Genomic DNA, 24,912 nt, shown 5'->3' with positions numbered 1-24,912 from the left:
TCCTCACATAGCGTCAATTAGATGGAGCGCGACGCAAGCTAGGCCCCGGCGTTAGTTGCTGATGAGCGCCTCAGCCCGAGGACCCTGACTGGGGCCTGAACTCTCTCCAGGCTACTGTAGCGCCCAACTTGCGAGAAGTGTCGAGGAACCGCAACCGGTCCTTCATTGCGAAACGCAACTCGGTGTCGATCGATCTGGTCGCGAATTTTCAATTGCGGTCCCCCATTTCAGATAGACGCCCATATTATTGTCGCAGTGCGCTTCGTCGATAACGAAGACGCTGTCATTCCTCAGCGAGTGCCGGGCGCGTTGTGTCGTGATGTGCCAACGACTGAATCAGCTTTGCGACGGCAGTGCGTTGAACATCAGACGCGATCTTGTCGAACTCGCCGGCCAACTTTAGAGCGGCGACGCTGAAGTTCGGAACGGGTACGGTGTTAGTACTCGCCTCAACGTCGGCGAAGAGCTGAGCGATACTGCAGTCGAGCGCCTGGGACATGGCAACTAACTTGCTAGCCGAGATTCGGTTGGTGCCCTTCTCATACTTCTGAACCTGCTGGAACGTCAGCCCAAGTTTAGCGGCTAGCGCCTCTTGAGATATACCGATCATATTTCTAATGCGTCTGACATTGCGGCCGACTGTTACGTCGATTTCGTTCGGGGACTTAGGATTGGGCATGATGGTCTCCTCGGAGGTTGAGTCACGATCGATGGTGGACGTTGATGCTAGCGGAGCCCGGTGTCTACTCCGAGAAGTGCTGAATCAGCGGTTCGGGTAATGTCAGGACACAGTTTTCGTCAGGGTCGTCAGCTCTTTAAGTCTCGGGTTCTGAAGGTGTGCGCGCAGCACAAATGATGAGGTGCTCGTCGCCTCGCGTCATTCCCTTGGCCACATACAACAAGTGTAAAGCGCTGCGTCGAAAGCCGCGATTGTAGGATTCACCAGGCTAGACTTCGGGGCCGGGTACGCATCGCGTCACGAAAGAAGACCTCGACCCGCGTAAGGGGTGGGATGCAGCTCTACCGATGGTCTTCAGGTCGGGGTCTCCGACGGGCACGGCTACTCCATTCCGTGTCCCCGGATCGAGGAATTCGATGATGAAAAGAGCCGCCGCACGAGGACGGTGTGACATCTTATTGTTAGCGTCGGGGTTTTGCTCGGGGGGTTCTCCAGCACTGGAGAAGGAGGTCATTGATCTCCTTTTCCGTGCTGGTTTTCGTACTCCAGTTTTCGGGGACCAGACCGCTCACCAGTATTTCGTGGCTGCGTCCGTTGTACGCGGTATTACGTGCAGCGAGGTACGCCCAATGCGCAGTATCTGGGATATGCAAGAGGGTAGCGTTGTCGTCCTCTGGCGTTCTCTCGGGCTCGCTCAGGGGCTCGATTCGATAGTTCGGCGAATGGCCAGTTCCGGATACCCCGATACGAAGGCAATATGGTCCACGGTCCTTTGGCAGGTTCCGAAGATTTTTGCCGACCGCCGATATCCAGTCGAACGGTTTATAAAGGAGGCCGTTGTTGACGATGTATTGAAGGGTCGCGTCAGTTGGTAGTTTGCCCACGAATCTCTCCCCGCGTCGGATGAATGACTCTAGCAAAGTTGCCAGCCGAAGCGAGACGGACCATTCCGTCTTTAGCCCAGGGTGGCCACTTTAGGACGACGCTCTGAGGAGTTGGTACGCGTCTTATATCTAGGGTAACTCCGGGCTGCCGACCATTTCGGGCCTTGACGTTGACTGCGGTGGCCGGCAGCCCTGTCCTGATCTCGCCCGACGACCATCGTACCGCTTGCGTTATCCCGCTTTACGTTTGGTCGAAATAATGTCTGGTCCGCCGCCAACCTTGGCTGAGGTAATGGGAGAAGGTCTACCTAAGCGAGCTTAGCGTCTCTAACTAAGAATACCCTCGGAGTGACTAGGTAATGCGGCTTTGACTTTTGCACGCGCCTCGCGACTGCAACTAGCCGGGCAGGAAAGCAAAAACGATGGTTTCTTCTTCTGCACGGCCGTAAAGCCTTAGACTCCTGTTGAATTCAGATCTGGGCCATTTTTGACTTCATTCAACGGCCAATTTCGCTGCCGTTGGCCAAACATCGTTGCTTCGAACAGAACTTTCATGATCGGTGTTCCCTGGTGTCATCAACTGAGACTCTAGGTAGACGGCCGCAATCCTATGCGGTAGTTATCCTGAATGAATAGGATTGTGCCGAAAAATGGATAAATTGGATGTCACGTTGGAACGCATGCGTACTTTCGTGCGCGTCGCCGAGCGCGGCAGTCTTTCGGCCGTCGCTCGCGAACTCGGCATCGGTCAATCAACTGTTACGCGTCAGTTGCGGGAGCTTGAGGACGCGGTCGGCGTGCCGCTGCTGAGCCGCACCACCCGACGCGTCACACTGACCGACGAAGGCAGCCGGTATTATGCCGATAGCATCCAGATTCTGCGTTTGGTGGAGCAGGCCGGCGACGAGGCCCGCGGCACACGAAATGCGGCGGCTGGCACGATCCGCGTGTCCTGTACCGCGGCCTTTGGGGTCTTGCACATGAGCCGGCTGATCTTCGCCTTCCAGGACAAATATCCGGAGATCGGTGTCGATCTCAGCCTGACCGACGAGCGCATCGATCTGGTACGGGAAGGCGTCGATATTGCTCTGCGCCTCGGGCCGCTCAGCGACAGCTCGATGAAGCTGCGCCCCCTTGGCGAAAGCCGACGCCTGCTCGTTGCTGCGCCCGCCTATCTGGCAGCACGTGGTATCCCCGCTTTGGTGCGAGACCTTTCCTCTCATGAGGGGATCCGCATGTCGAATGTCGCCGGCAGCGATACGCTCACCTTCGAGGGGCCGGACGGCCGCAGCCATTCGGTGCCCTTTTCCGGGAGCTTTCGTATCGATCACGGACTTGGTGCGCGCGAGGCGCTCGCCGCTGGCCGTGGCATCGCGCCCGCACATCGTTGGCTTGTGGACGATCTGTTGGCGAACGGCCAGCTCGTGCAGTTGCTGCCGGATTACAGATTGCCGTCAGTGCCGCTCAGCCTGTTGATCGTGCCGGAGCGCGCGGGCATCGCCCGCGTGCGGTTGCTGGTTGATTTTCTCGCCGAGCAGGTTGGCGGGATTCCTGGCATCGAGCGGGCAAGGAGCTAGAGATTACTCCAGCGCCTTGCCGATCAAGCGCTGACAGCGCTCGGCCATGTAGTCGATCATCAGGCGGACCTTCGGGTCCTGAAACCGCTTGTGCGGGTAGATCGCTGCCAGTTGCACGCTGAGCGGAGGCGTATCGACCAGAATCGGCACCAGCGCGCCGGAATTGATATGGCTTTTCACCTCGAACAGAGGCTTGTTGATGATGCCGCGGCCGTCGAGCGCCCATTGGGTGAGCACGTCTCCATCGTCGGAATCATAGGGGCCGGTCACCTCCAGCTTGCGCACGCCCTCCATGGTCTGGAGCGTCCAGAAATATTCCTTCGATCCCGGATAGCGCAGCAGCAGACAGTCGTGCTTGTCGGCGATCAGCGCATCGGGCGTTTGGGGGATGCCCCGCTTCTCGAAATAGACGGGTGCCCCGCAGATCACGCGCTCGCAATTCATGATGCCACGCATGCGCAGGTTCGAATCTTCGAGGATGCCGAGCTTGAAGGCGACGTCGACGCCTTCCGAGAGAATGTCGACATTATGGTCCGACAGGCGAAGGCGCACTTCGATGTCGGGATACTTGTCGTGAAACTCCGGAATGCCCGACGCGATCAGCCGTCGACCTATCCCCAATGGAGCGGTAATCTTCAGTGCACCCTTGGGATTTCGCGAGAGATCGGCGATCGCATTTTCGGCTTCGTTGACCGCTTCGAGGATCTTCACGGCGCCATCGTAAAAGACGCGACCGTGCTCCGTCGGGGTCAGCTTTCGCGTCGTCCGATTGAACAGGCGAACGCCCATATGGCGTTCCAACTCTTTGATTCTATTGCTTGCAACCGCCGGCGTCACGCGCTGGTCGCGACCCGCTGCCGACAGGGTTCCAAGCTCTACGACGCGTACGAAGACGCGCACATTGTCCAGATATGACATGCCTCCGTCCCACTCCTTCAGGCTCTCTCTAGCCTATCCATTGCGTCGCTATTTTATAGATTTTTTTGAAAGTGTTGGTGAAGCAGCGACGTTCCCGCGACCTCCAGCAATGACACATAATGGCCAGAGGAGAAACGGGAGAATTTCATGTACGACTATGCCATCGCCTGGGATTGGCTGACCTTTGCCGTGAGATGGCTGCACGTCATCACCGCCATTGCATGGATCGGTTCGTCCTTTTACTTCGTCGCCCTTGACCTCGGTCTGAAGAAACATCCCGGCCTGCCCGTCGGCGCCTATGGCGAGGAATGGCAGGTGCATGGTGGTGGCTTCTACCACATCCAGAAGTACCTGGTTGCGCCAGCCAACATGCCGGAACACCTGGTCTGGTTCAAATGGGAGTCCTACGTCACCTGGCTCTCCGGCTTCGGCATGCTCTGCCTGGTCTACTATGCCGGTGCCGACCTCTATCTGATCGATCCGAACGTGCTCGACGTCTCCAAGCCGGTGGCGATCGCCATCTCGCTCGGCTCGATTGCCTTCGGCTGGCTCGCCTATGACACGATCTGCAAGTCGCCGTTCGGCCGCGACAACACCCGGCTGATGGTGCTTCTGTACTTCATCCTGGTCGGCATGGCCTGGGGCTACACGCAGCTCTTCACCGGCCGCGCCGCCTTTCTGCATCTCGGCGCCTTCACCGCGACGATCATGTCGGCCAACGTGTTCTTCATCATCATTCCGAACCAGAAGGTGGTTGTCGGCGACCTGATCGCCGGCCGCACACCGGACGCCAAGTATGGCGTGATCGCCAAGCAGCGCTCGACCCACAACAACTATCTGACGCTGCCGGTTCTGTTCCTGATGCTGTCGAACCACTATCCGCTGGCCTTCGGCACCCAGTACAACTGGATCATCGCCTCACTGGTTTTCCTGATGGGCGTCACCATCCGCCACTATTTCAACACCCGCCACGCCAACAAGGGCAATCCTACCTGGACCTGGCTCGTCACCGCGCTGCTTTTCGTTGCGATCATGTGGCTCTCCACAGTGCCGAAAATTTTGGCCGGCGGTAACGCTGAAGAAAAGATCTCCGCAGCGCAGCAGCCTTTCGTGTCAGCTGAAGCCTTTCCGAAGGTACGCGACACGGTGCTCGGCCGCTGTTCCATGTGCCATGCCAAGGAGCCGGGCTGGGAGGGCATGATCGTTCCGCCGAAGGGCGTGACGCTCGAGACCGATGCCGAGATCGCCAACCACGCGCGTGAAATCTACCTGCAGGCCGGCCGCACCCATGCGATGCCGCCGGCAAACGTGACCGCTGTGTCGGATGAAGAGCGGCAGTTGCTCGTCGCCTGGTACGAATCCGTCGTCAATGGAGGAAAGACCCAATGACCGATCTGCTGATCCGCGGCCGTGTGCTGACCTTCGTCGAGGAACCCAAGGGCATCGACGACACTGCATCCTATCGCTACTTCGAGGATGGCGCCGTTCTGGTGCGGAACGGTAAGGTCGCCGATATCGGCGAGCATGCCGATGTCGCCCGCCGCGCCGGACCGGGCGTGAAGGTTGCCGACCATCGCCCCAACCTGGTGCTACCGGGCCTGATCGATACGCATCTGCATTTCCCCCAGACGCAGGCGATCGCCTCCTATGGCGCACAGCTGCTCGAATGGCTGAACACCTACATCTTCGTCGAGGAGCAGAAGTTCCGGAAGCCCGAGCATGCCGACTACATTGCCGGCCGCTTCATGGACGAACTGCTGTCCAACGGCACGACGACGGCCGTCGCCTATTGCTCGGTGCATCCCGAAAGCGTCGATGCCTATTTCGGCGCGGCGGAAGCGCGCGGCATGCTGATGATCGGCGGCAAGGTGATGATGGACCGCAACGCGCCCGACGCACTGCGCGACACGCCGCAGCTGGGTTATGACGAGACGAAAGCGCTGATATCAAAGTGGCACGGCCGCGGCCGGGCGCACTATGCCATCAGCCCGCGCTTTGCCATCACCTCGACGCCGGAGCAGATGGAGGCGAGCCGCGTGCTCGTCGCTGAACATCCGGAATGCTACGTGCAGACGCATCTCTCGGAAAACAAGGACGAGATCGCCTTTGCGACCTCGCTCTATCCGGAGGCAAAGGATTACACCGACATTTACGCGCGCTACGATCTGCTGACGCGCAAGACGCTGCTTGGGCACTGCATTTACCTGAGCGACCGTGAAATCTCGGTTCTTGCCGAAACGGGCGCCGTCGGCACCTTCTGCCCGACTTCGAATCTCTTCCTCGGCTCCGGTCTCTTCGATTGCGACCGTTTCGACAAGTTCGGCGCCCGCTGGTCGGTGGCGACCGATGTTGGCGCCGGAACCAGCTTCTCGATGCTCGAGACGATGGACGAGGCCTACAAGGTGCTGCACCTGCAAGGCCAGCGGCTGACGCCGTTCAACTCCTTCTACCGCATGACGCTCGGCAATGCCCGGGCGCTTGATCTGGATGATCGTATCGGCTCGCTGCATGTGGGTGCCGATGCCGACATCGTCGTGCTTGACAGCCGCGCCAAGCCGTCGATGGAACTGCGTATGCGGGTCGCCGGTTCCCTGGCGGAAGAGCTGTTCATCCTGCAGACGATGGGCGACGACCGGTCGGTCGCCGAAACCTACGTCGCCGGCAAGCCGATGAAGCACGCTGCGAATGGCCGGAAGGATGGAGCGACCGCGGCGGCCCGAAGCCTCGAAACGGTCTGACCGACGGAAAGGCCGCTCACCCAGGCTCGCAGGAACGGAAACGGGATGCGAGCCCAAATCTCAAGACGCCGCGTGTCCCTCCGACGCGCGGCGTTTGCTTTCGGTCGGGCTAGAGTTCTTCCGGCCGCTTGCCACCCATCGCCTTGGTGAGCGCGTCGGCACGCTCGCGCACGATCGGGCCGAAGGTCGACAGCTTCGCGTCATTGACGCGGACCGACGGACCGGAGATCGAGATGCCGGCGATCGTTTCGCCATACTCATTGAAGATCGGAGCGGCGACGCAGCGCATGCCGAGCGTGTGTTCTTCGTCGTCGACCGACCAGCCGCGGTGGCGGATTTCCTGGATGTCCTTCAGAAGCGCAGGCAGCGTGTCGCGGGTCTTGTCGGTGAAATGGGCAAGCTCGCGCCCGCCGAGAAGCTGGGCGATCTCCTTGTCGGACCAGGTCGACAGGATCGCCTTGCCGATGCCGGAGGCGTGCACCGGACCGCGGCGGCCGGGGCGGAAGAAGGCGCGCATCGGCGCGTGGCTTTCGACCTGCGAGATGAAGACGACGTCGCCACCCTCCTCGATGCCGATGTTCGCCGTCTCGCCGCTTTCCTCCATCAGGCTCTTGAGGAAGGGGCGGCTGATCGTTCCAAGCTTGCGGAAGCGCAGATAGGCGTTGCCGATTTCGAACGCCTTCAAGCCCACCGTCCAGGCGCCGGTATCGGGATCGTTCATCACCATGCCGTGGCCGGCGAGCGTCGTCAGCAGCCGGTGTACGGTCGATGGCGCCATGCCTGTTTCGTCGGCGAGCTGGGTCAAGGTCGAACCGTCGCCCTCAGCAACGACCGTCAGCAGGGCAAGGCTGCGATCAAGCACCTGCACGGAAGAAGGGGCGGCGTTCTCGCCCGCCTTGCGTCCACGTTTTCCCCTGCCGTTGCCGTCCATAGAACCCTCGCTGCAAATCACGCCTCTCGCCCATCATCCTCTATCAGGCCACGCAGCGATTTTCTCCAAATTGTTGAAGATCTTTATTTCCACATCATGGAAATGAATTCCATTTTGATGTTGCGTATCGACGCCAATGGATTATGGTTTCAGGAAATTGGAGGAGTTCTCATGGCTAAGATGCGTGCCGTTGACGCGGCTGTTTATGTTCTGGAGAAGGAAGGCATCGACTGCGCCTTCGGCGTACCGGGTGCTGCCATCAACCCGTTCTATTCGGCGCTGAAGGCCCGCGGCTCCGTCCGCCACATTCTCGCCCGTCACGTCGAGGGCGCCTCGCACATGGCGGAAGGCTATACCCGCGCCAAGCATGGCAATATCGGCGTTTGCATCGGCACGTCCGGCCCGGCCGGCACCGACATGATCACCGGCCTCTATTCGGCCTCGGCGGACTCGATCCCGATTCTCTGCATCACCGGCCAGGCGCCGCGCGCCCGGCTCGACAAGGAAGACTTCCAGGCGGTCGACATCGCCAAGATCGCTGCACCGGTCACCAAGTGGGCGGTTACCGTCATGGAGCCGGCGCTGGTCCCCTTCGTCTTCCAGAAGGCGTTCCACATCATGCGCTCCGGTCGTCCCGGCCCGGTGCTGATCGACCTGCCGGTCGACGTCCAGCTGGCAGAGATCGAGTTCGATCCGGACACCTACCAGCCGCTTGAAGCCTACAAGCCGAAGGCGACGCGCGCCCAGGCCGAAAAGGCGATCGCGATGCTGAACGAAGCCGAGCGTCCACTGATCGTCGCCGGCGGCGGCATCATCAACGCCGACGCGTCGGATCTTCTGACCGAATTTGCCGAGATTACCGGCATCCCGGTTATCCCGACGCTGATGGGCTGGGGCACGATCCCGGACGATCATCCGTTGATGGCCGGCATGTGTGGCCTGCAGACCTCGCACCGCTACGGCAATGCCAACATGCTCGCTTCCGATTTCGTTCTCGGTGTCGGCAACCGCTGGGCCAACCGCCACACCGGCAACGTCCCGACCTATACGGAAGGCCGCAAGTTCGTTCACGTCGACATCGAGCCGACCCAGATCGGTCGCGTCTTTGCGCCTGACTTCGGTATCGTGTCGGATGCCGGCGCCGCGCTGAAGTTGTTCCTCGACGTTGCGACCGAGTGGAAGACGGCCGGCAAGCTGCGCGACTGGTCTGCCTGGGCCGAAGAGTGCCGCGAGCGCAAGCGCACCATGTTGCGCAAGACGCACTTCGACCAGACGCCGCTCAAGCCCCAGCGCGTCTACGAAGAGATGAACAAGGCCTTCGGCCGCGACACCTGCTACGTCTCGACAATCGGGCTTAGCCAGATCGCCGGCGCTCAGTTCCTGCACGTCTACAAGCCGCGCAACTGGATCAACTGCGGCCAGGCCGGCCCGCTCGGCTGGACCTTGCCTGCTGCTCTCGGTGTTCGCGCCGCCGATCCGGACCGGACGATCGTGGCACTCTCGGGCGACTACGACTTCCAGTTCCTGATCGAGGAACTGGCGGTTGGCGCCCAGCACAAGCTGCCTTACCTGCATGTGGTCGTGAACAATTCCTATCTCGGCCTCATCCGCCAGGCGCAGCGCGGCCTCAACATGGACTTCGAGGTCAGTCTCGCCTTCGACAACATCAATGCGTCCGGCGATGCGGAAAAGGGCTACGGCGTCGACCACGTCGCGGTCGCCGAAGGTCTCGGCTGCAAGGCGATACGGGTGCGCAGCCCGAACGAGTTCCAGGAAGCCTTCGACCGGGCGCGTGCCCTGATGGCCGAGCACCAGGTTCCCGTCGTCATCGAGTTTATCCTCGAGCGCGTCACCAATATCTCCATGGGTGCCGACATCAATGCCGTCGTCGAGTTCGAGGAACTGGCGCTGCGCGGCGAAGATGTGCCCACCGCGATCACGGCCCTGCTCGACTGAGTCCGCAGGACTGAAGGAAAGTGCGGGCGGCCCGCCGCCCGCATCTCGCTCCAAACAAAAATACACGGAGGAAACATCGCATGGCGAAGTTCGCTGCGAACCTGACAATGCTGTTCAACGAGGTGCCGTTCCTCGACCGTTTCGCCCTTGCCGCCAAGGCCGGCTTCGAAGGCGTGGAATACCTGTTTCCCTACGAGTTCGAGAAGGTGAGCCTGCGCGCCGAGCTTCAGCGCCATGGCCTGACCCAGGTTCTGCACAATCTGCCGGCCGGCAACTGGGCCAGCGGCGAGCGCGGCATCGCCATCCTGCCGGATCGCGTCGACGAGTTCCGCAAGGGTGTTGCAAGCGCCATCGACTACGCGACGGCTCTCGACTGCAAACAGGTGAACTGCCTCGTCGGCATCGCGCCAACAGGTGTTTCGGAGCAGGTGCTGCGCAACACGCTGATCGACAACCTTAAACTGGCTGCGAGCGAGTTGGGCAAGCAGGGCATTCGTCTGCTGATCGAGCCGATCAACGACTTCGATATTCCCGGTTTCTATCTCAACACGGTGGAGCAGGCGGCTTCGATCATCGAGGAAGTCGGCAGCGACAACCTCTTCATTCAGTACGATCTCTATCACCAGCAGCGCACCCAGGGTGAGCTGATCGGCACCTACAAGCGTTTTGCCGATCGCATCGTTCACGTTCAGCTCGCCGACAATCCGGGCCGTAATGAGCCGGGCACCGGCGAGATCAACTATCCCTTCGTATTCGACGCGCTGGAAGCGGCCGGCTACGACGGCTGGATCGGCTGCGAGTACAAGCCGCGCACCACGACGGCCGATGGTCTCGGCTGGCTCGGGGCCGAGCGCCAGCGCACCCAATCCGCAGACATCATCAAGATCAGGAGCTAAGCACCATGGCAACAATCGGTTTCATTGGACTGGGTATCATGGGCACGCCGATGGCGCGCCACCTGCAGGACGCCGGCCACACCATCGTCACCTCGAAGTTCGTCATCCCGCCGCGCCAGGAACTGCTCGAAAACGGGCTGAAGTTCGTCGATACGCCGAAGGCGCTCGCCGAGACCGTCGACACCATCATCCTGATGCTTCCGGACACCCCTGAGGTCAAGGACGTCCTCTTCGGCGAAAACGGCGTTGCCTACGGTCTTTCCAAGGGCAAGCTCGTTATCGACATGAGCTCGATCTCGCCGATCGAGACGAAGGAGTTCGCCAAGAAGGTCCGCGAGACCGGCGCTGAATACATCGACGCCCCGGTCTCCGGCGGCGAAGTCGGCGCCAAGAACGCCTCGCTGTCGATCATGGCGGGTGGCAGCCAGGAAAGCTTCGACCGCGCCCTGCCGCTTCTGAAGCTGATGGGCAAGAACATCACGCTCGTCGGCGATTGCGGTGACGGCCAGGTTACGAAGGTCGCCAACCAGATCATCGTTGCGCTGACGATCGAGGCAGTTTCGGAAGCCCTCGTCTTCGCGTCCAAGGCCGGCGCCGATCCGGCACGCGTCCGCGAAGCGCTGATGGGCGGCTTTGCCTCCTCGCGTATTCTCGAGGTCCACGGCGAGCGCATGATCAAGCGCACCTTCGATCCGGGCTTCCGCATCTCGCTGCACCAGAAAGACCTGAACCTGGCGCTGCAGGGTGCAAAGTCGCTCGGCATCTCGCTGCCGAACACGGCAGCGACGCAGGAACTCTTCAACAATTGCGCTGCCAACGGCGACAGCGGTCTCGATCATTCCGGTCTCGTCCGGGCACTGGAGCGTATGGCGAACCACCAGGTAGCCTGAGGCTTCGGCCCGACTTGAAATGCGTATGACTCGTCCGGCGTCCCATTGTGCCGGACCGGTCATGCGTCCGGGCGGCGGTTGGAGGAACCGCCGCCCGAGACTTTCATGCAGTTCCATCCGCGTATTTGCGTTGGGATGACATACATGGGCGGAGCATCGCGGGCGATGTGCCGTGCCCCGGGGGGAGACCAATGCCAGCCATCACCGATCCACGCCGTTTCCTCGAAGCGCTGTTTTCGTCTGCCGTCGCGGCGGCCGACCCTGAAAAGGTGATTGCTGCCAACCTGCCGGAGCGGCCGAAGGGGCGCACGGTGGTCGTTGGCGCGGGCAAGGGTGCCGCGCAGATGGCGGCCGCCTTCGAGCGTCATTGGGACGGTCCGCTTTCTGGTGTGGTCGTCACGCGCTACGGCTACGCTGCCCCTTGTCAGAAAATCGAAGTTCTGGAGGCGTCACATCCGCTGCCGGATGAAAACGGCTTGAAGGCCTCGAAGCGGTTGCTCGACGAGGTCAGCGGCCTGACGGAGGACGATCTTGTCGTCGCGCTCGTCTGCGGCGGTGGCTCGGCGCTTCTGCCCGCACCTCCAGCTGGGCTGACGCTTGAAGACGAAATTGCCGTCAATCGCGCACTCCTGGCATCAGGCGCGCCAATCAGCGCCATGAACGCCGTGCGCAAGCACGTATCGATGATCAAGGGCGGCAGGTTGGCCGCCGCTGCCTACCCGGCAAAGGTCGTCTCGCTGATTGTCTCCGACATTCCGGGCGATGATCCCGCCTTGGTTGCCTCTGGCCCAACGCTTGCCGACGCGAGCACGCGCGAAGATGCGTTGACGCTCATCGAGCGCTACAGCCTCGACTTGCCTGCAAGTGTCATGGCCTGGATCAAAAGCCCAGACAGTGCCGCACCGTCGCCAGACGACCAGCGGTTTTCTCGAAACGAAGTCCGGCTCATCGCGTCCGCTTCCGTGTCGCTTGAAGCTGCGGCGGCGCAAGCGCGCTCAGCCGGAATCGAGGCGATCATCCTCTCGGATGCGATCGAAGGCGAGGCACGTGACGTCGGCGGTGTTCATGCAGCGATCGCGCGCGAAGTCGCCGGCCGGGGCCGACCCTTCAGCAAGCCGGTCGTCGTGCTCTCGGGCGGCGAGACGACGGTCACGATCCGCGGCAAGGGCAAGGGTGGCCGCAACAGCGAATTCCTCTTGGCCCTGGCGCTTGGCATCGATGGCACCAGGGGCGTGTCGGCGCTGGCTGCCGATACGGACGGCATAGATGGCTCGGAAGACAATGCCGGCGCCTTTGCCGACGACACCACGATTGCGCGGCTTGCCGCACAGCGGCTGGATGCCGCGGGGTTGCTGCAGAAGAACGACAGCTGGACGGCGTTCGACGCGCTCGGCGATCTGTTCAAACCTGGTCCGACTGGCACCAACGTCAACGATTTTCGCGCCATCCTGGTGCAGTGAACGAGCGGCGAGCCGCGCGTCACTTCCGCCTTCACGCGAAATGGCAGCTGACCGAGCCATAGGCGCCGAAGTCAGCGACGATCGTGTCGCCGCTCCTGGCCTCGATGGTGCGGATGAACGAGCCTGACAGAACAATCTGACCGGGTTCGATCGCGTCGCCGCATTGCGCAAGCCGGTTGGCAAGCCAGGCGATGCCGCGGGCCGGATGGTTGAGCACCCCGGCTGCAAGTCCCGTTTCCTCGATTACAGCGTTGCGCGAGACGATCGCGCCCATCCAGCGCATGTCGACGGTATCGGGACGCACGGCGCGGCCGCCGAGGATGAGGCCGCCATTGGCGGCATTGTCCGAAATCGCATCGACGATGGTGCGTGATTTCTTGGTTTTCGGATCGGTTCGCAGAATTCGGGTGTCGAGGATTTCCAATGCCGGCATGACGTAGTCGGTGGCGTTCAGCACCTGAACGAGGCTGACGCGCGGCCCCTTGAGCCCTGCCTTCATGATGAAGGCGATTTCCGCCTCTACCCGTGGCTGGATGAAACGGTTGGCAGGGACCGTAGCGCCGTCGTCAAACAGCATATCGTCGAAAAGCACGCCGGAATCGGGCGTATCGATACCGAGCGCCTGCTGCATGGCATTGGAGGTCAGGCCGATTTTCCAGCCGATGATCCGATGGCCTTCGTCACGCTTGCGCCTGATCCAGGCGGCCTGCACGGCATAGGCGTCATCGACCGTCATGTCAGGATGCTTGAGCGAAAGTAGCCCGATCTGTTTGCGCTCACGCTCCGCCTGATGCAGGCTTTCGGCGGCTTTGGTGATCTCAGATGCATTGAGCATGTCCGGCCCCTCCACTCCAGCGTGTCTTACGATACACCAAGGCAGCCGCGCGAGCACCGGCCGTCTTCTCAAGTTCAGATCGGCTGGCTTGCCAGCATCAGGCCAAGGCCGATGAGGATCGAACCGCAGGCGCGTGCCACCAGAGTGCCCCCACCACCGGTGAAGCGTCCGAGTGTGAACGAGGCGAGAAATACCGCCGCAACATCCGCGAAAGACAAAGCGAGGTTCACCAACAAGCCGAACATCAGGAATTGCGATGATAGCGCCATCGATGCCGACGGATCGACGAATTGCGGCAGGAAGGTCACGAAGAACAAGGCGGTCTTCGGGTTGAGGACCTCGACGACGATGCTGTCGCGCAGCACGCCGGGTTTGACCGCCCCCGCATGAACGGCGTGTTTTCCGACGCCGAGCACCATCGTCGCGCCGAGCCAGACGAGATAGATGGCGCCGGCAAGCTTGATCGACGTGTAAAGGACTGGCGCGTGATGAAGCAGTGCGGCGAGACCCAGGGTTGCCGCGGCGATATGAACATAGCAACCGATATGGATGCCGAGCGCCGCCAGCAGGCCAGCTTTGCGGCCGTGGGCCAGTGTCTGCGCCGTCATGTAGAGAATGGCCGGCCCAGGCATGAAGGCGAAGATCGCTGTCGCGAACGCAAACGAAATCCAATGCTCCGGTGAGGGCATGGCGGTTCCTCCTGTTGCCGGCCCTCCTCGGGCCGGTGTCAATCTTCGCGCTGCGAGATTTACGGCGCGATTGGGCGGAAGAACTACGCCTGGTTGTGTCCGGGCAATATACGGCAGCTGCCGTATTTCGGCGCCACGTCCGGGTCGCCTATGCTGCGGTGGTTAAGGGAACGTGATCGTAAACAACAGAAGCGGAAATGGAGCCGTCAGCTGATCGGCAAGCCGATCCGCACCGCATAGGCCGCGATCTCGGCTGCATTGTGGAGGCTGAGCTTGCGCATCAGGTTTTCGCGGTGCTTGCGCGCCGTCAGCGGGCTGATGCCAAGGCGATCGGCAGTTTCACGTGCCGTCAGCCCTTGGGCGGCGAGAGACAGGATCTGCATTTCGCGTCGGGTGAGGGGAATAGGCGAGAGTGCCACGTCGGTCATCGGCGGAGGTTGGTGGCTGCGCGGGTCGTCGACGGCAAAGCGAAGCGACTGGCTGAGATAGATTTCGTTGCGCAACATGGCATCAAGCGCAGCAGTCAATTCCGCCGGATCCCCGCTCTTTGTGAGGTAGCCGCTGGCGCCGGCTGCGATCATGGCACGCACGGTTCGCGGCTCGACGTTGGCGGTCAGCACCAGGATTTTCATGCGCGGCGCGATGTTGCGGATTTCGCTGATGAACTGTACGCCCGAGACACCCGGCATGCCGAGATCAAGGATCACGAGGTCAGCGCTACCGGAGCGGACGATGCTTGCCAACGTCTCGCCGTCGGCAGCTTCCGCAACCACCGATACATGGTCCATGGTGGAGAGCAGCAGCTTCAGGCCTTCGCGCACGATCGCGTGATCGTCGGCCACCACGACCGTCAGCAGTTTGCGCATGTAAGCAATCCTTCATCGAATTCGGCAATTCTCCGCGAATATCGCGCAAGATTGAGAGAGGGGCGGCAATGGAGACTCGCGAACATCTGCAACCTCTCCTGATAGACTTATTATTTCGTCAATCTTACGCGGTGCTTTTTGCCAATTTCGCAATTCCACTGCCGGTTGCCTATGTGCTGCGCGATCTGATGCCCGGGCATCTGCTGCTTTCCTGGGTTGCCGCGCTTTATCTGTTGACCTTCGCGCGCATACTTCTCGACTGGCGATACCGGCGGCAGAAGCCTGAGGCACGGAGCGGTGACTGGCGCCGATGGGCCTGGCGTTTCACGCTGCTCTCCTGGGTATCGAGCGGTCTGTGGGGCGCGCTGGGCTGGTTTGCGTTCCTGCCGGATGAACCGCAGACGCTGGCCTTCGTCTGCATCGTGATAACAGGCATAGCCAGCGGAGCGGTGCCATCACTCTCGGCCTTTCCTCTCGCCTATGCCGGCTCGCTGCTCGCCATCCTGCTGCCGTTTGCGATCCGATGTTTCATGGGGGACGGGTCGATCTACGACACCTATTTGGTCTTCACCCTCTGCCTCTTCGGCGTCGACCTCTATTACAGTCGCGTGACCCACCGCACGCTTGCAGAAACGGTTCGGTTGCGGTTCGAAAACCTGTCGCTGATCGGCAGCCTGCAGACGCAGCGCGACAGGGCGCAGAGCGCCGACCGCGCCAAGTCCCGCTTTCTCGCAGCAGCCAGCCACGACCTGCGCCAACCGATCCATGCGCTCGGTCTCTTCATCTCCACGCTTGGCGTGCTTGGGCGCAACGGCGACGTGCCGGCGAAAAGCGCACGCGATCTCGCCGACCGGGCGCGTTCGGTCATCGGCAACCTCAGCGGTCTGCTGGATGCGCTGCTCGATATCTCCAAGCTCGATGCCGGTGTCGTTACGGTGGCGCGCGAACCGGTCGCGTTGCGCCGCCTGTTTTCCGATCTCAAGGCGGAATACGCAGGCATTGCCGGCGAGAGGGGGCTCACCTGGCGTGTGGCAATGACGGATGCCTGGGTGGATACCGATCCGATGATGCTGAAGCGGATTCTCGACAATCTGATTTCCAATGCGTTTCGTTATACCCAAACCGGCACGGTGCTGATCGGCTGTCGACGCCGCAGCCTTGCGGTGGAAGTGCAGGTCTGGGACACGGGCGTCGGTATTCCCACGGCGGAGCAGGAAGCAATCTTTGAGGAGTTCGTTCAGCTCAAGAACCCGGCGCGCGACCGGACGCAGGGACTGGGGCTCGGCCTTGCTATAGTCCAGCGTACGGCCGCTCTACTTGGGCATCCGATCAAGATGCTCTCAACGGAGGGGCGCGGTTCGATGTTTTCGATAACCCTGCCTGCGGCCGCGCCGGCGCCGGCATCGCAGACGGGGCAAACGCATCCGGCCGCATCCACGCAACAGGGCGGCATCATCGTCATCGATGACGAGCGCGACGCGCTGGATGGGACGGCTTTGCTCCTCAAGACACTCGGCTATCGGGTCTATGCCGGTCGCTCGGCCGCAGCCGCTTGCGACGTGCACAGGAAGGCCAAAAGCCAGGGGGGCGCACTGGTCGACCTCGTCCTCACGGACTATCGTCTCGAAGACGGGCGGACTGGAATCGACGCGGTTCGTGACGTCAGCCATTATCTCGGGCGGAATGTGCCGGCCCTGATCCTTTCCGGCGATACCTCTCCGGCACGGCTGAGGGAGGTGAATGCAAGCGGCTACCGCCTCTTGCACAAGCCGCTCGATGCGGCGCGATTGGAAGACGAAATCGAGGCGGTTCTGGTCGGTACGCCCGAAGAAGCCGCGCGCGCCGCAGGCATCGCTACTCGATGAAGACCCGCACGCTTGCGGCGCGGCCGACAGAATCGATAACGGTCAGCGTCGAATAGCCGACCCCGTCGGGCTGCCATTGTGTCACCCGTCGGCGGGTCAGTTCCGGCAAGGGTCGGCCGTTAGCAAGCCAGCGAAATGGCGCCCTTCCGCCTTGCAGCTTGAGCGTCAACGGCGAGATCGCCTCGTGGCCCATCCCGAGTTCGACGCGCGCACCCTCCGGCGGAAAGACGATCTGCGGCGCCGGCTCACGGGCCGAAGCATTGACGAGGCCGCTTGCAGTCAGAGAGAAACGACGCTGGCTGATCGGCAGGTCGGCTTGCGAAATGCGGATCGCGCCGGCCGGCGCATCCGGCAGCGGCGTGATGCCAAAGCCGGATTTGGCAAAGCCTTCGAAGAGAATGGGCGCGGCGCTGCCATAGCCGGTGAGGCCTGGCACGGCGCCATTGTCGGGACGGCCGACCCAGACGCCGAGCACGTGGCGCCCGTCGTAACCGACCGACCAGGCATCGCGATAGCCGTAACTGGTGCCGGTCTTGTAGGCGATGCCGCGCTGGCGGCTGCCCGCTGGCGGCAGCACGCCTGAAAGCGCATCGGAAACATTCCAGACGGCGACCGGTGAGAGCAGCGGTTCCGCCTCGATCAAGCCGGCCTTGCCATCGATGCCGTCGCCGAGCCGGATGGGAAAACCGCGATTGGCAAGTGCCGCATAGAGTTGCACCAGATTACGCAGAGAGAGCCCGACGCCGCCAAGACCGATGGCAAGGCCCGGTGCTTCACCGGGCGGAAGCGCCGGCTTCACCTCACCGCGGCGAAAGCGCATCATCAGCTCGGCCGGACCGACCGCGTCGAGAAGTCGGATCGCTGGCACATTCAGCGACAACTGGAGTGCCTCGCGCACGCTGACATCGCCCTGATAGCTCATGTCGAAGTTGCGCGGGCGATAGCCGAAGAAATCCGCCGGACGGTCCTCGATGATCGTCTCCTGGCTGACGAGCCCTTCTTCGAAGGCGAGGCCGTAGATGAAGGGCTTGAGCGTGGAGCCGGGCGAACGCGTGATGCGCGTCATGTCGATCCAGCCGGAGCGGCTCGCATCGAAATAGTCGGCCGACCCCACCGAGGCGACGATCTTGCCGGTTTTGGCATCGGCCATCACCATGGCGACCGAAACCTTCGGTCCCAGCTTGGCAGCACCTTCTCGCGCCACAGCTTCGAGGTTGCGCTGCACGGCCAGGCGCAGGGTCGTCGGGTGACGCACTGCCTGCGGGTCCTTGCGCAGCGCCCGCTCGGCGAGGTGGGCGGCATAGGAGGGGAGTTGTTGCCGGCGCGAGGGGACGGATGTCGCCACCGCGCGCTCGGCTTCGCCGTCTCCGATGACGTCAGCGACGGCTAGACGCGTCAGCACGCGTTCGCGGGCAGCGACAGCCGCGGCATGGTTGCGATCCGGCCGGCGCTTTTCCGGCAATTGCGGCAGCGCGACGAGCAGCGCTGCTTCGCCGGCCGTCAGCCGCTTCGGCTCCTTGCCGAGCCAGGCGAGGCTTGCGGCACGCACACCCTCGATATTGCCGCCATAGGGCGCGTGGGTGAGATAGAGGTTGAGGATCTGATCCTTTGACAGGCGTCTTTCGATCTGGATGGCGCGGGCGATCTGCAGCAGCTTGGCGGTAACCGACCGTTGTTGCCGGGGTTCGATCAGGCGGGCGACCTGCATGGAAAGCGTCGAGGCCCCTGAGACGATTCGGCCGTTGCTGACGAATTGTAGCGCGGCGCGGCCGAGCGCCAGGAAGTCGACGCCCGAGTGCTCCTCGAAGCGCTGGTCTTCATAGGCGATCAGCATCTTGAGGAACTGCGGATCGACATCGTCGACCGTCGTCTTCAGCCGCCAGAGACCGCTTGGCGTCGCGAAGGCGCGCAACAAATGCCCGTCGGCATCATCCACCTCGCGGGAGACAATGCCGGCCTCTTCGAGCGGCGGCGGAAAGGCTTCGTCGGCCGTCTCGATCGCAAAGCCCGTCAGCCCCGTCAGCAGCAGGCAGACGGGCAAGGCGATCAGCAGTTTGCGCCCTAACGACATGGTCGTGCCTATTGTGCCGCCAGAACCTCCATGCGCCCGGTGGCAGTGCGGGCCGAAAGCTGCGGCCGGTACATGTCCTCGACCGTGGCGGCCGGATGGTCGTAGACGCCCGGGGTCACGGCACGCACCACATAGGCGAGCGTGACTTCGCGTCCGGCACCGGTGCTGCGGTCCAGCGCCGCAACGAAGCGGTCGTTGCGGAACTCCGTATGCGTCGCGGTGATTTCGCCGAGCCACTCGAAGTTGCTGAGCTGGGCGCTGTCGACGAGGCTCGGATTGTCGATCTGGAAGCCGGCCGGCAAGAGGTCGGTGACCAGCACGCGCGACGGCCAGTCGTTGGCTTCCGTCACCTTCAGCACGACGACATAGCGCTCGTTCTGTCGCGCTTCCATGACGTTCGCCTCGGCGCCGTCGAGTGTGTAGTAGGTGCGCTCAATGGTGAAACCGTCGCCGCCGGCCGAAAGCGGCTGGGCGGGTGCCGCGACCGTGGTGACGACGGCCGAGACCGGATCGGCGCCCTGGTTGCGGATCACGACCGGATGGGTCATGAGCGCGTCGCCGGTCATCTGGGCGGCGTAGCTGCCAGTCTTCGATGCGCCATTGACCTCGAGAGCCATGTCTTCGTCGCCGTTCTGGATGGCGCGGGCGGCCAGCAGCATCCAGGCCTGTTCCTGGGTGCTGGTGTAGGTCTTCTGCTCCCATTCGCGCGCGACGATCTTTGACAGCTCCGGAACGATCGGCGGGACCGGACGGCTTTCGGCCGCGAGCGCCAGCACCGCCGCGTTGTCGCGCAGCGACGAGCCGTAGTCAGAGCGTGACAGGCTGACATTGACGAGGCCGGTCGACATGTTCGCCGCCTTGGCAAAGGTGTCCTGTGACCCTTGCGCGTCGCCATAGAGTGCCAGCGCTGCGGCGATGTGCGCCTTGGCGAGCGGCGTCGGGAAGTCGTCGATGACGGTGTTTGCGTAGTAGCGCAAATCGTTGATCGCGGCCTTGCGGTTGCGGGCAAGCACGTAAAGCCCGTAGGCGATCTCGTTGCCGCGATCCTTCACGTTGGTATCGTAGCCGACGCCATTTTGCAGGTTTTCGAGTGCCTGGACCATCGCGGCCTCCGGCACGTCGTACTTCTGTTCGCGGGCGCGGGTCAGGAAGTCGGTGACATAGGCATCAAGCCAGAGGTCGCCATAACCCGGCCCCCAGAGGCCGAAGCTGCCGGATGACGACTGGTAGGAGAGTACGCGATAGATCGCCTCCTGCACACGTGCCTTCACGCCCTCGTCGTCTGCAAGGCCCGACTGTTTGGCAAGTTCGCTCAGGTAGAGCAGCGGCATCGCCCGACTCGTCGTTTGTTCGGCGCAGCCATAGGGATAACGATCGAGCGTCATCAGCAGCGCCGGCATATCGAAGGCGGCCGAGCGGGTGACGCTGAGGTTGAGCGATGCGCCCTGCAGGATGCTGTCGGCGAGCAATTGTCCGTCGACCGTGAGGCTGCTTCCCGGCGCGATCGAGACCACCTGCCGCTGCGTCACCGGCAGGGTTGACGGACGCACGAGCATGTCGAGCGATTGTTCCAGCGAGAGGCCGTTGGCGCCGGTGAGCGCCACCGTGACGGTGCCGTTGCCGGGATACTGCCCGACCACCGGCAAGGTGATGGAGGAGCGGCCGCCTTGTTCCAGCGTTATCGTATTGCCTGTGCCCGGCTGTTCGACGGTTGCCGGTCCGCTGGTCGACACATGTATCTGGTAGTCGCCGGCTGGCGCGTCGGTATTGGCGATGTCGAGCCTCAATTCCGACCGGTCTCCGGGCGCCAGGAACCGAGGCAGGCTGGCGGTGACGACAACCGGATCACGGATCACCACGTCGCGGGTCGCATGGCCGACGCCGGATTTCGTCCAGGCAACAGCCATCAGCCGCGCCGTTCCGTTGAATTGAGGGATATCGAAGCTGACGGCAGCCTTGCCGTCACCGTCAAGCTGCACCGGTCCTTCAAAGAAGGCGACCAGCTTTTCCGTGGGAGGGCTACCCTGCAGCGCCACCTGTCCGCCGTCGCCACCGGTGCGCAAGCGACCGGTCGCGCCCAGCGAACCATCGATCAGGCGACCATAGAGGTCCCGGATCTCAAGGCCGAGCTGCCTTTGACCGAAATACCAGGCTTCCGGATCCGGCGCCTCGTAGCGGGTGAGATTGAGAATGCCGACGTCGACGGCAGCAAGCGTCACATAGGCTTCCTCGTTGGCGCCGGCACCGGCGACCTGAAGGCTGATATCGAGCGGTCGGCGTGGCTCCATTTTTTCCGGTGCGTCGAGCGTGACGGCAAGCTTGCGCTCGGCCGGGTCGACGGAGAGCCACTTGATGCCGATCGAGCGCATTGGCATGCGGCTTTCCTGGGCATCGCCCGGTCGGTACAGCGTCGCGGTGACATAGGCGCCGGCACCCCAGGCTTCGGTGACCGGAAGTTCGACTTCGCCGCCCTCCGCGGCAATCGATGCCGTCTGCGTCGCGATCAGGTTCTCGGTGCCAACGGTGACCAGCAGTTCGCCGGCAAAGCGCGGCGAGACCTTGAGCTTGGCCGTGTCGCCGACCGCGTATTTCTCCTTGTCGAGCGCGATCTCCAGGCCATCGGGCGTTTCGGTGGAGGTCGCAGCGACATACCAGCCGGCGTCGAATTCTACGCTGGAGGTCGGACCGTCGATCGAGGCGGTCTCGACCTCCAGGCGATAGCGCCCCCAACCAACGGGCACGGAGATCTCGCCGCCGTCTTCCGTCAGGTCGACGCTGCCATTGGCCACCTGCTTGGTGGTAACGACAGGTTCGTACTTCCAGGCGCTGCCGTCACGGTACCAGTGATAGTTCCGCTCGACGCTGATGAGTTTCCACAATGCCCCGGGCATCGCGATCTTCGCACCGGCCGGATCGACGGCGATGACGCGGAACTTGCCGACGGAATTTTCTGCGAGTTCACCTTCGAATTCCGGCTTGATGCCGAGCATCGGGCCCTCGGCGCGCACCGGCAGTTTCAGCGAGCGCTCGACGGCGCGACCGCCGGCCTCCCGCATGCGGACGGTGACCGTGGCGTCGAGCAACTGCGTGGTCGAGGGGACTTCATCGAGCAGGACGTCGAAGCTGGATTTGCCCTCCTCGTCGAGCGGGGAAAGTTCCTCGAGCGGCAGGCGGGTGTCTTCGCTGGTCTCCTCATCGGCAAGGCCGAAGGAGTAGCCCTTGAAGGCCGCGCTTTCGCGCGTCGGCTTGATCGTCACTTCGCCTTCGAGCTCGAGGCCGGCAGCCGGTGCGCCATAGAGATAGCGCCCGTCGACCGCCACGCTCGCCGTCTCGCCGACGGCGATTTCCTTGGCGTCGCTGGTCAGGTCGAACTCGGTGCGATCAGGCACGAAGTCATCGACGAGGAACTGCTTCTCGCCGATCGCCGGGGATTTCGGATCGGTGAAGATCTGCATCGTCCAGGTGCCGCGCATGGCGTTCGCCTGAACGTCGAGGTCCAGCGTATGGCCGCCAAGCTTGCCGCCGGCGCTGGTCATGCGGCGGTACTCGACACCATCGGGGCGCAGGAAGACGAAAGTCAGCGGCAGGTTCTCGATCGCCATGCCGTCGACGTCGCGGGCAAGGGCTGCGGCATGCACCGTTTCGCCGGCACGGTAGATGCCGCGCTCGGTCCAGGCGAGCACATCGATGGCGCCGGGGGCCGCGCGGCCGGTAACGCCACGGTCTGAAAGGTCGAAGCCGGCACGGCTCATGTCGAGGAAGACGTAGTCGTCGTCGCCTTTCTTCGCGGTGATGACCGCGGGCGTAAGTCCCGCCGTGCCGCGGATAAGACCCGCCGTGAAAGTGATGCGGCCATCGCCGTCGCTGGTCGCCGTGCCGAGGATCTCGTTGTTCTTGGCGACGAGTTGCAGTTCGACACCTTCGATCGGCTCAGCGGAGGCGAGCGAGCGTACGAAGACGTTCAGCCCGTCGGTGCCGGCATAGGTCGAAATGCCGATATCGGAGACGACGAACCATTGCGTCGCGCGGGCGTCCCACTCCTGGCTGATGCCGGTGGTCGGAGCGGCAGTCAGCACATAGACGCCGGGCTTGCGCTGCGGCAGCGCCTCGTCAACCGGGAAGCTGGTGACGACCTCCTTGTTGACGTCACGCTCGATGTCGATCGTGCCCTGCCAGACGAGTTCGCCGCTCTCGTCCTCGATGCGCTGGGCGCTGTAGCCGTCGAGCTGTGTCAGGAACTGCGAGCTCTGCAGTACCTGGGCGATGCTGCGGTCGCCGACGCGGTAGAGTTTGAGCTTGGCGCTGTCGATGTTGACCGACACGATCGGGATGCCGCGGCGCGCGGTCGAGGGCAGCACAAAGCTGTCGCCGGTGAAGCGCACCATCTGGGCGCGGTCCGCGACATAGATGTCGAGCGTAACGGGCGCTTCGAGCACTTCGTCGACGGTGGAGGGCAGGCCGGTGCGAAGCGTCAGCTTGTAACGCTCGCCATGCGAAAGACCCTCAACGCAGATCTGGTCGCCCTTGGCTTCGAGCGCCTTGGGCGCGGCGCCATTGACGGTGACGAAGGAGGCGTAATCGGCGCCGCTCTTCAAAAGCTGTTCGGAGAACTGCACGCAGGCGCGCGGCGTCGCGGCGTCGGAATCGATCGTATGTTCGACGACGCGGAAGCCCTTCCGCTGCTTGAGATCGAGATAGGCGGCCTCGACCGATTTCGCCTTCACCAGTTCCAGGCTCGCCTTGTAGGCGTCCAGCGCGGCGCGGTAGTTTTCAGCGCCTTCAAGCGATTTTGCCATGACGGCAAGCGCATGGGCGCGGCTCTCGGTCGTGCGGGTCAGCTCGTAGCCATTGATCGCGGCGATCGCGGCTTGCATCGACACGGCCGAATTGTTGGTGATGCGGTTTGCCGTGCGGGCCGCTTCGAGCCAAAGCTCGGCGTCGTCGGGCGTGATCGCCAGGGCGCCCTGGAAGGCCTTCAGCGCATTTTCGATATTGCCCATACCGGCCTGGCCGCGCGCCATGTCGAGGAGCGTATTGATGCCCATTCCCTGCTGGTCGTCGGCAAGGGCGAGATTGGCCTTGGTGTTGCGGGCGTCCTGCAGGATCTGGTCCGACAGGAATCTCAGGCGCGGCGGCGCGCCGATGTCGGCTTCGGCGGCCTGCGGCTGCACGATCTTGCCGGCGATCGCGCCGGGGAAGGAATTCAGCTGGTTATAGTCGGACTTGAGGAAGCACCACTTCACCTTGGGATTGTAGGTGAAGGCGCGGCAGGACTGGTCCGCGATACAGGTCTGCTGGCATTCGTCGAGCGAGACGTTCTGCTCGGTCCGGAGATCGAAACCGAAATAGTCGCCATCCTTCGTAATCTCGACCTGCCGGCCGCTTTCCTGCGCAACGGCGGGACTTCCGGCGGTCAAAAGAGACAAAAGAACGGTGAAAAGGCCGAAAAACGCGCGCACAGACATCAAGTCCTCCCAACGCTGCCGGTCTCGATAGGGGCTTCACTTTTCAGGCTTCCAAGTCGCTTGTCAACCGAGGAGAGGTCAACGTGTGGCGCAATTTCAGCGGGAGTCCTGATGCAAAGAGTGAAACAACGATCCGGAATGAAACAAGATAAAACGATATGTAAATCAAACTATTGTGACGGTTGATCAAAG

General features: G+C 62.5%; 16 protein-coding genes. 8 read left to right on the top strand and 8 right to left on the bottom strand.

Features of this window, described 5'->3' with window-relative positions:
- Nucleotides 1–283: 283 nt before the first annotated feature.
- Entirely contained in the window at nucleotides 284–679 is a 396-nt protein-coding gene (locus tag PWG15_RS26555) for a helix-turn-helix domain-containing protein (protein WP_275024504.1), read from the bottom strand.
- Between the two features lie 1,534 nt (nucleotides 680–2,213).
- On the opposite strand from PWG15_RS26555, the gene PWG15_RS26550 reads away from it, so the two are divergent.
- A complete protein-coding gene (locus tag PWG15_RS26550) occupies nucleotides 2,214–3,140 on the top strand; it encodes a LysR family transcriptional regulator (RefSeq protein WP_275024503.1) in 927 nt (308 codons plus the stop codon).
- A 3-nt stretch (nucleotides 3,141–3,143) separates the two neighbouring features.
- On the opposite strand, the gene PWG15_RS26545 is transcribed toward PWG15_RS26550, so the two are convergent.
- On the bottom strand, nucleotides 3,144–4,058 hold the full coding sequence (locus PWG15_RS26545; protein ID WP_275024502.1) for a LysR family transcriptional regulator: 915 nt from the start codon (nucleotides 4,056–4,058) through the stop codon (nucleotides 3,144–3,146).
- Nucleotides 4,059–4,205: 147 nt separating this feature from the next.
- Here PWG15_RS26545 and PWG15_RS26540 point away from each other — a divergent pair, with 147 nt between their 5' ends.
- Together PWG15_RS26540 and guaD are read left to right on the top strand one after the other, a co-directional pair.
- Nucleotides 4,206–5,447: a urate hydroxylase PuuD gene (locus PWG15_RS26540; RefSeq protein WP_275024501.1), complete on the top strand. Its 1,242-nt coding sequence runs from the start codon at nucleotides 4,206–4,208 to the stop codon at nucleotides 5,445–5,447.
- The gene (gene guaD / locus PWG15_RS26535; protein WP_275024500.1) at nucleotides 5,444–6,796 is read left to right on the top strand and encodes a guanine deaminase; all 1,353 of its coding nucleotides are present in this window, start codon (nucleotides 5,444–5,446) and stop codon (nucleotides 6,794–6,796) included. Before PWG15_RS26540 ends, guaD begins: the two co-directional genes overlap by 4 nt.
- 109 nt (nucleotides 6,797–6,905) lie before the next feature.
- Here guaD and PWG15_RS26530 read toward each other — a convergent pair whose 3' ends face one another.
- Nucleotides 6,906–7,727 carry an IclR family transcriptional regulator gene (locus PWG15_RS26530; RefSeq protein WP_275024499.1) on the bottom strand — a complete coding sequence of 274 codons (822 nt, stop codon included), beginning with the start codon at nucleotides 7,725–7,727 and terminating at the stop codon, nucleotides 6,906–6,908.
- Nucleotides 7,728–7,898: 171 nt separating this feature from the next.
- Here PWG15_RS26530 and gcl point away from each other — a divergent pair, with 171 nt between their 5' ends.
- The 4 genes from gcl to PWG15_RS26510 all read left to right on the top strand — a co-directional run bounded on the left by gcl (nucleotide 7,899) and on the right by PWG15_RS26510 (nucleotide 12,929).
- The gene (gene gcl, locus PWG15_RS26525; RefSeq protein ID WP_275024498.1) at nucleotides 7,899–9,683 is read left to right on the top strand and encodes a glyoxylate carboligase; all 1,785 of its coding nucleotides are present in this window, start codon (nucleotides 7,899–7,901) and stop codon (nucleotides 9,681–9,683) included.
- Between the two features lie 80 nt (nucleotides 9,684–9,763).
- On the top strand, nucleotides 9,764–10,579 hold the full coding sequence (gene hyi, locus PWG15_RS26520; protein ID WP_275024497.1) for a hydroxypyruvate isomerase: 816 nt from the start codon (nucleotides 9,764–9,766) through the stop codon (nucleotides 10,577–10,579).
- Between the two features lie 5 nt (nucleotides 10,580–10,584).
- On the top strand, nucleotides 10,585–11,469 hold the full coding sequence (gene glxR / locus PWG15_RS26515; RefSeq protein ID WP_275024496.1) for a 2-hydroxy-3-oxopropionate reductase: 885 nt from the start codon (nucleotides 10,585–10,587) through the stop codon (nucleotides 11,467–11,469).
- A gap of 191 nt (nucleotides 11,470–11,660) precedes the next feature.
- Nucleotides 11,661–12,929: a glycerate kinase type-2 family protein gene (locus tag PWG15_RS26510; RefSeq protein ID WP_275024495.1), complete on the top strand. Its 1,269-nt coding sequence runs from the start codon at nucleotides 11,661–11,663 to the stop codon at nucleotides 12,927–12,929.
- 31 nt (nucleotides 12,930–12,960) lie between these two features.
- Here PWG15_RS26510 and hpaH read toward each other — a convergent pair whose 3' ends face one another.
- The 3 genes from hpaH to PWG15_RS26495 form a co-directional block, all read right to left on the bottom strand.
- Nucleotides 12,961–13,764 carry a 2-oxo-hept-4-ene-1,7-dioate hydratase gene (hpaH, locus tag PWG15_RS26505; RefSeq protein ID WP_275024494.1) on the bottom strand — a complete coding sequence of 268 codons (804 nt, stop codon included), beginning with the start codon at nucleotides 13,762–13,764 and terminating at the stop codon, nucleotides 12,961–12,963.
- A 74-nt stretch (nucleotides 13,765–13,838) separates the two neighbouring features.
- A complete protein-coding gene (locus tag PWG15_RS26500) occupies nucleotides 13,839–14,453 on the bottom strand; it encodes a LysE family translocator (RefSeq protein ID WP_275024493.1) in 615 nt (204 codons plus the stop codon).
- A gap of 206 nt (nucleotides 14,454–14,659) precedes the next feature.
- Nucleotides 14,660–15,319: a response regulator gene (locus PWG15_RS26495; RefSeq protein WP_275027123.1), complete on the bottom strand. Its 660-nt coding sequence runs from the start codon at nucleotides 15,317–15,319 to the stop codon at nucleotides 14,660–14,662.
- A 68-nt stretch (nucleotides 15,320–15,387) separates the two neighbouring features.
- Between PWG15_RS26495 and PWG15_RS26490 the strand changes: the two genes are divergently transcribed.
- The gene (locus PWG15_RS26490; RefSeq protein WP_275027122.1) at nucleotides 15,388–17,184 is read left to right on the top strand and encodes a hybrid sensor histidine kinase/response regulator; all 1,797 of its coding nucleotides are present in this window, start codon (nucleotides 15,388–15,390) and stop codon (nucleotides 17,182–17,184) included.
- On the opposite strand, the gene pbpC is transcribed toward PWG15_RS26490, so the two are convergent.
- Nucleotides 17,174–19,255 carry a penicillin-binding protein 1C gene (pbpC, locus tag PWG15_RS26485; RefSeq protein ID WP_275027121.1) on the bottom strand — a complete coding sequence of 694 codons (2,082 nt, stop codon included), beginning with the start codon at nucleotides 19,253–19,255 and terminating at the stop codon, nucleotides 17,174–17,176. The genes PWG15_RS26490 and pbpC overlap by 11 nt on opposite strands.
- A gap of 8 nt (nucleotides 19,256–19,263) precedes the next feature.
- The gene (locus PWG15_RS26480; RefSeq protein ID WP_275027120.1) at nucleotides 19,264–24,720 is read right to left on the bottom strand and encodes an alpha-2-macroglobulin family protein; all 5,457 of its coding nucleotides are present in this window, start codon (nucleotides 24,718–24,720) and stop codon (nucleotides 19,264–19,266) included.
- Nucleotides 24,721–24,912 lie beyond the last annotated feature (192 nt).

Origin of the sequence: Ensifer adhaerens (assembly GCF_028993555.1) — a bacterium.
GTDB classification, from domain to species: domain Bacteria; phylum Pseudomonadota; class Alphaproteobacteria; order Rhizobiales; family Rhizobiaceae; genus Ensifer; species Ensifer adhaerens_I.
This window is presented reverse-complemented; position numbering and strand designations above follow the sequence as displayed.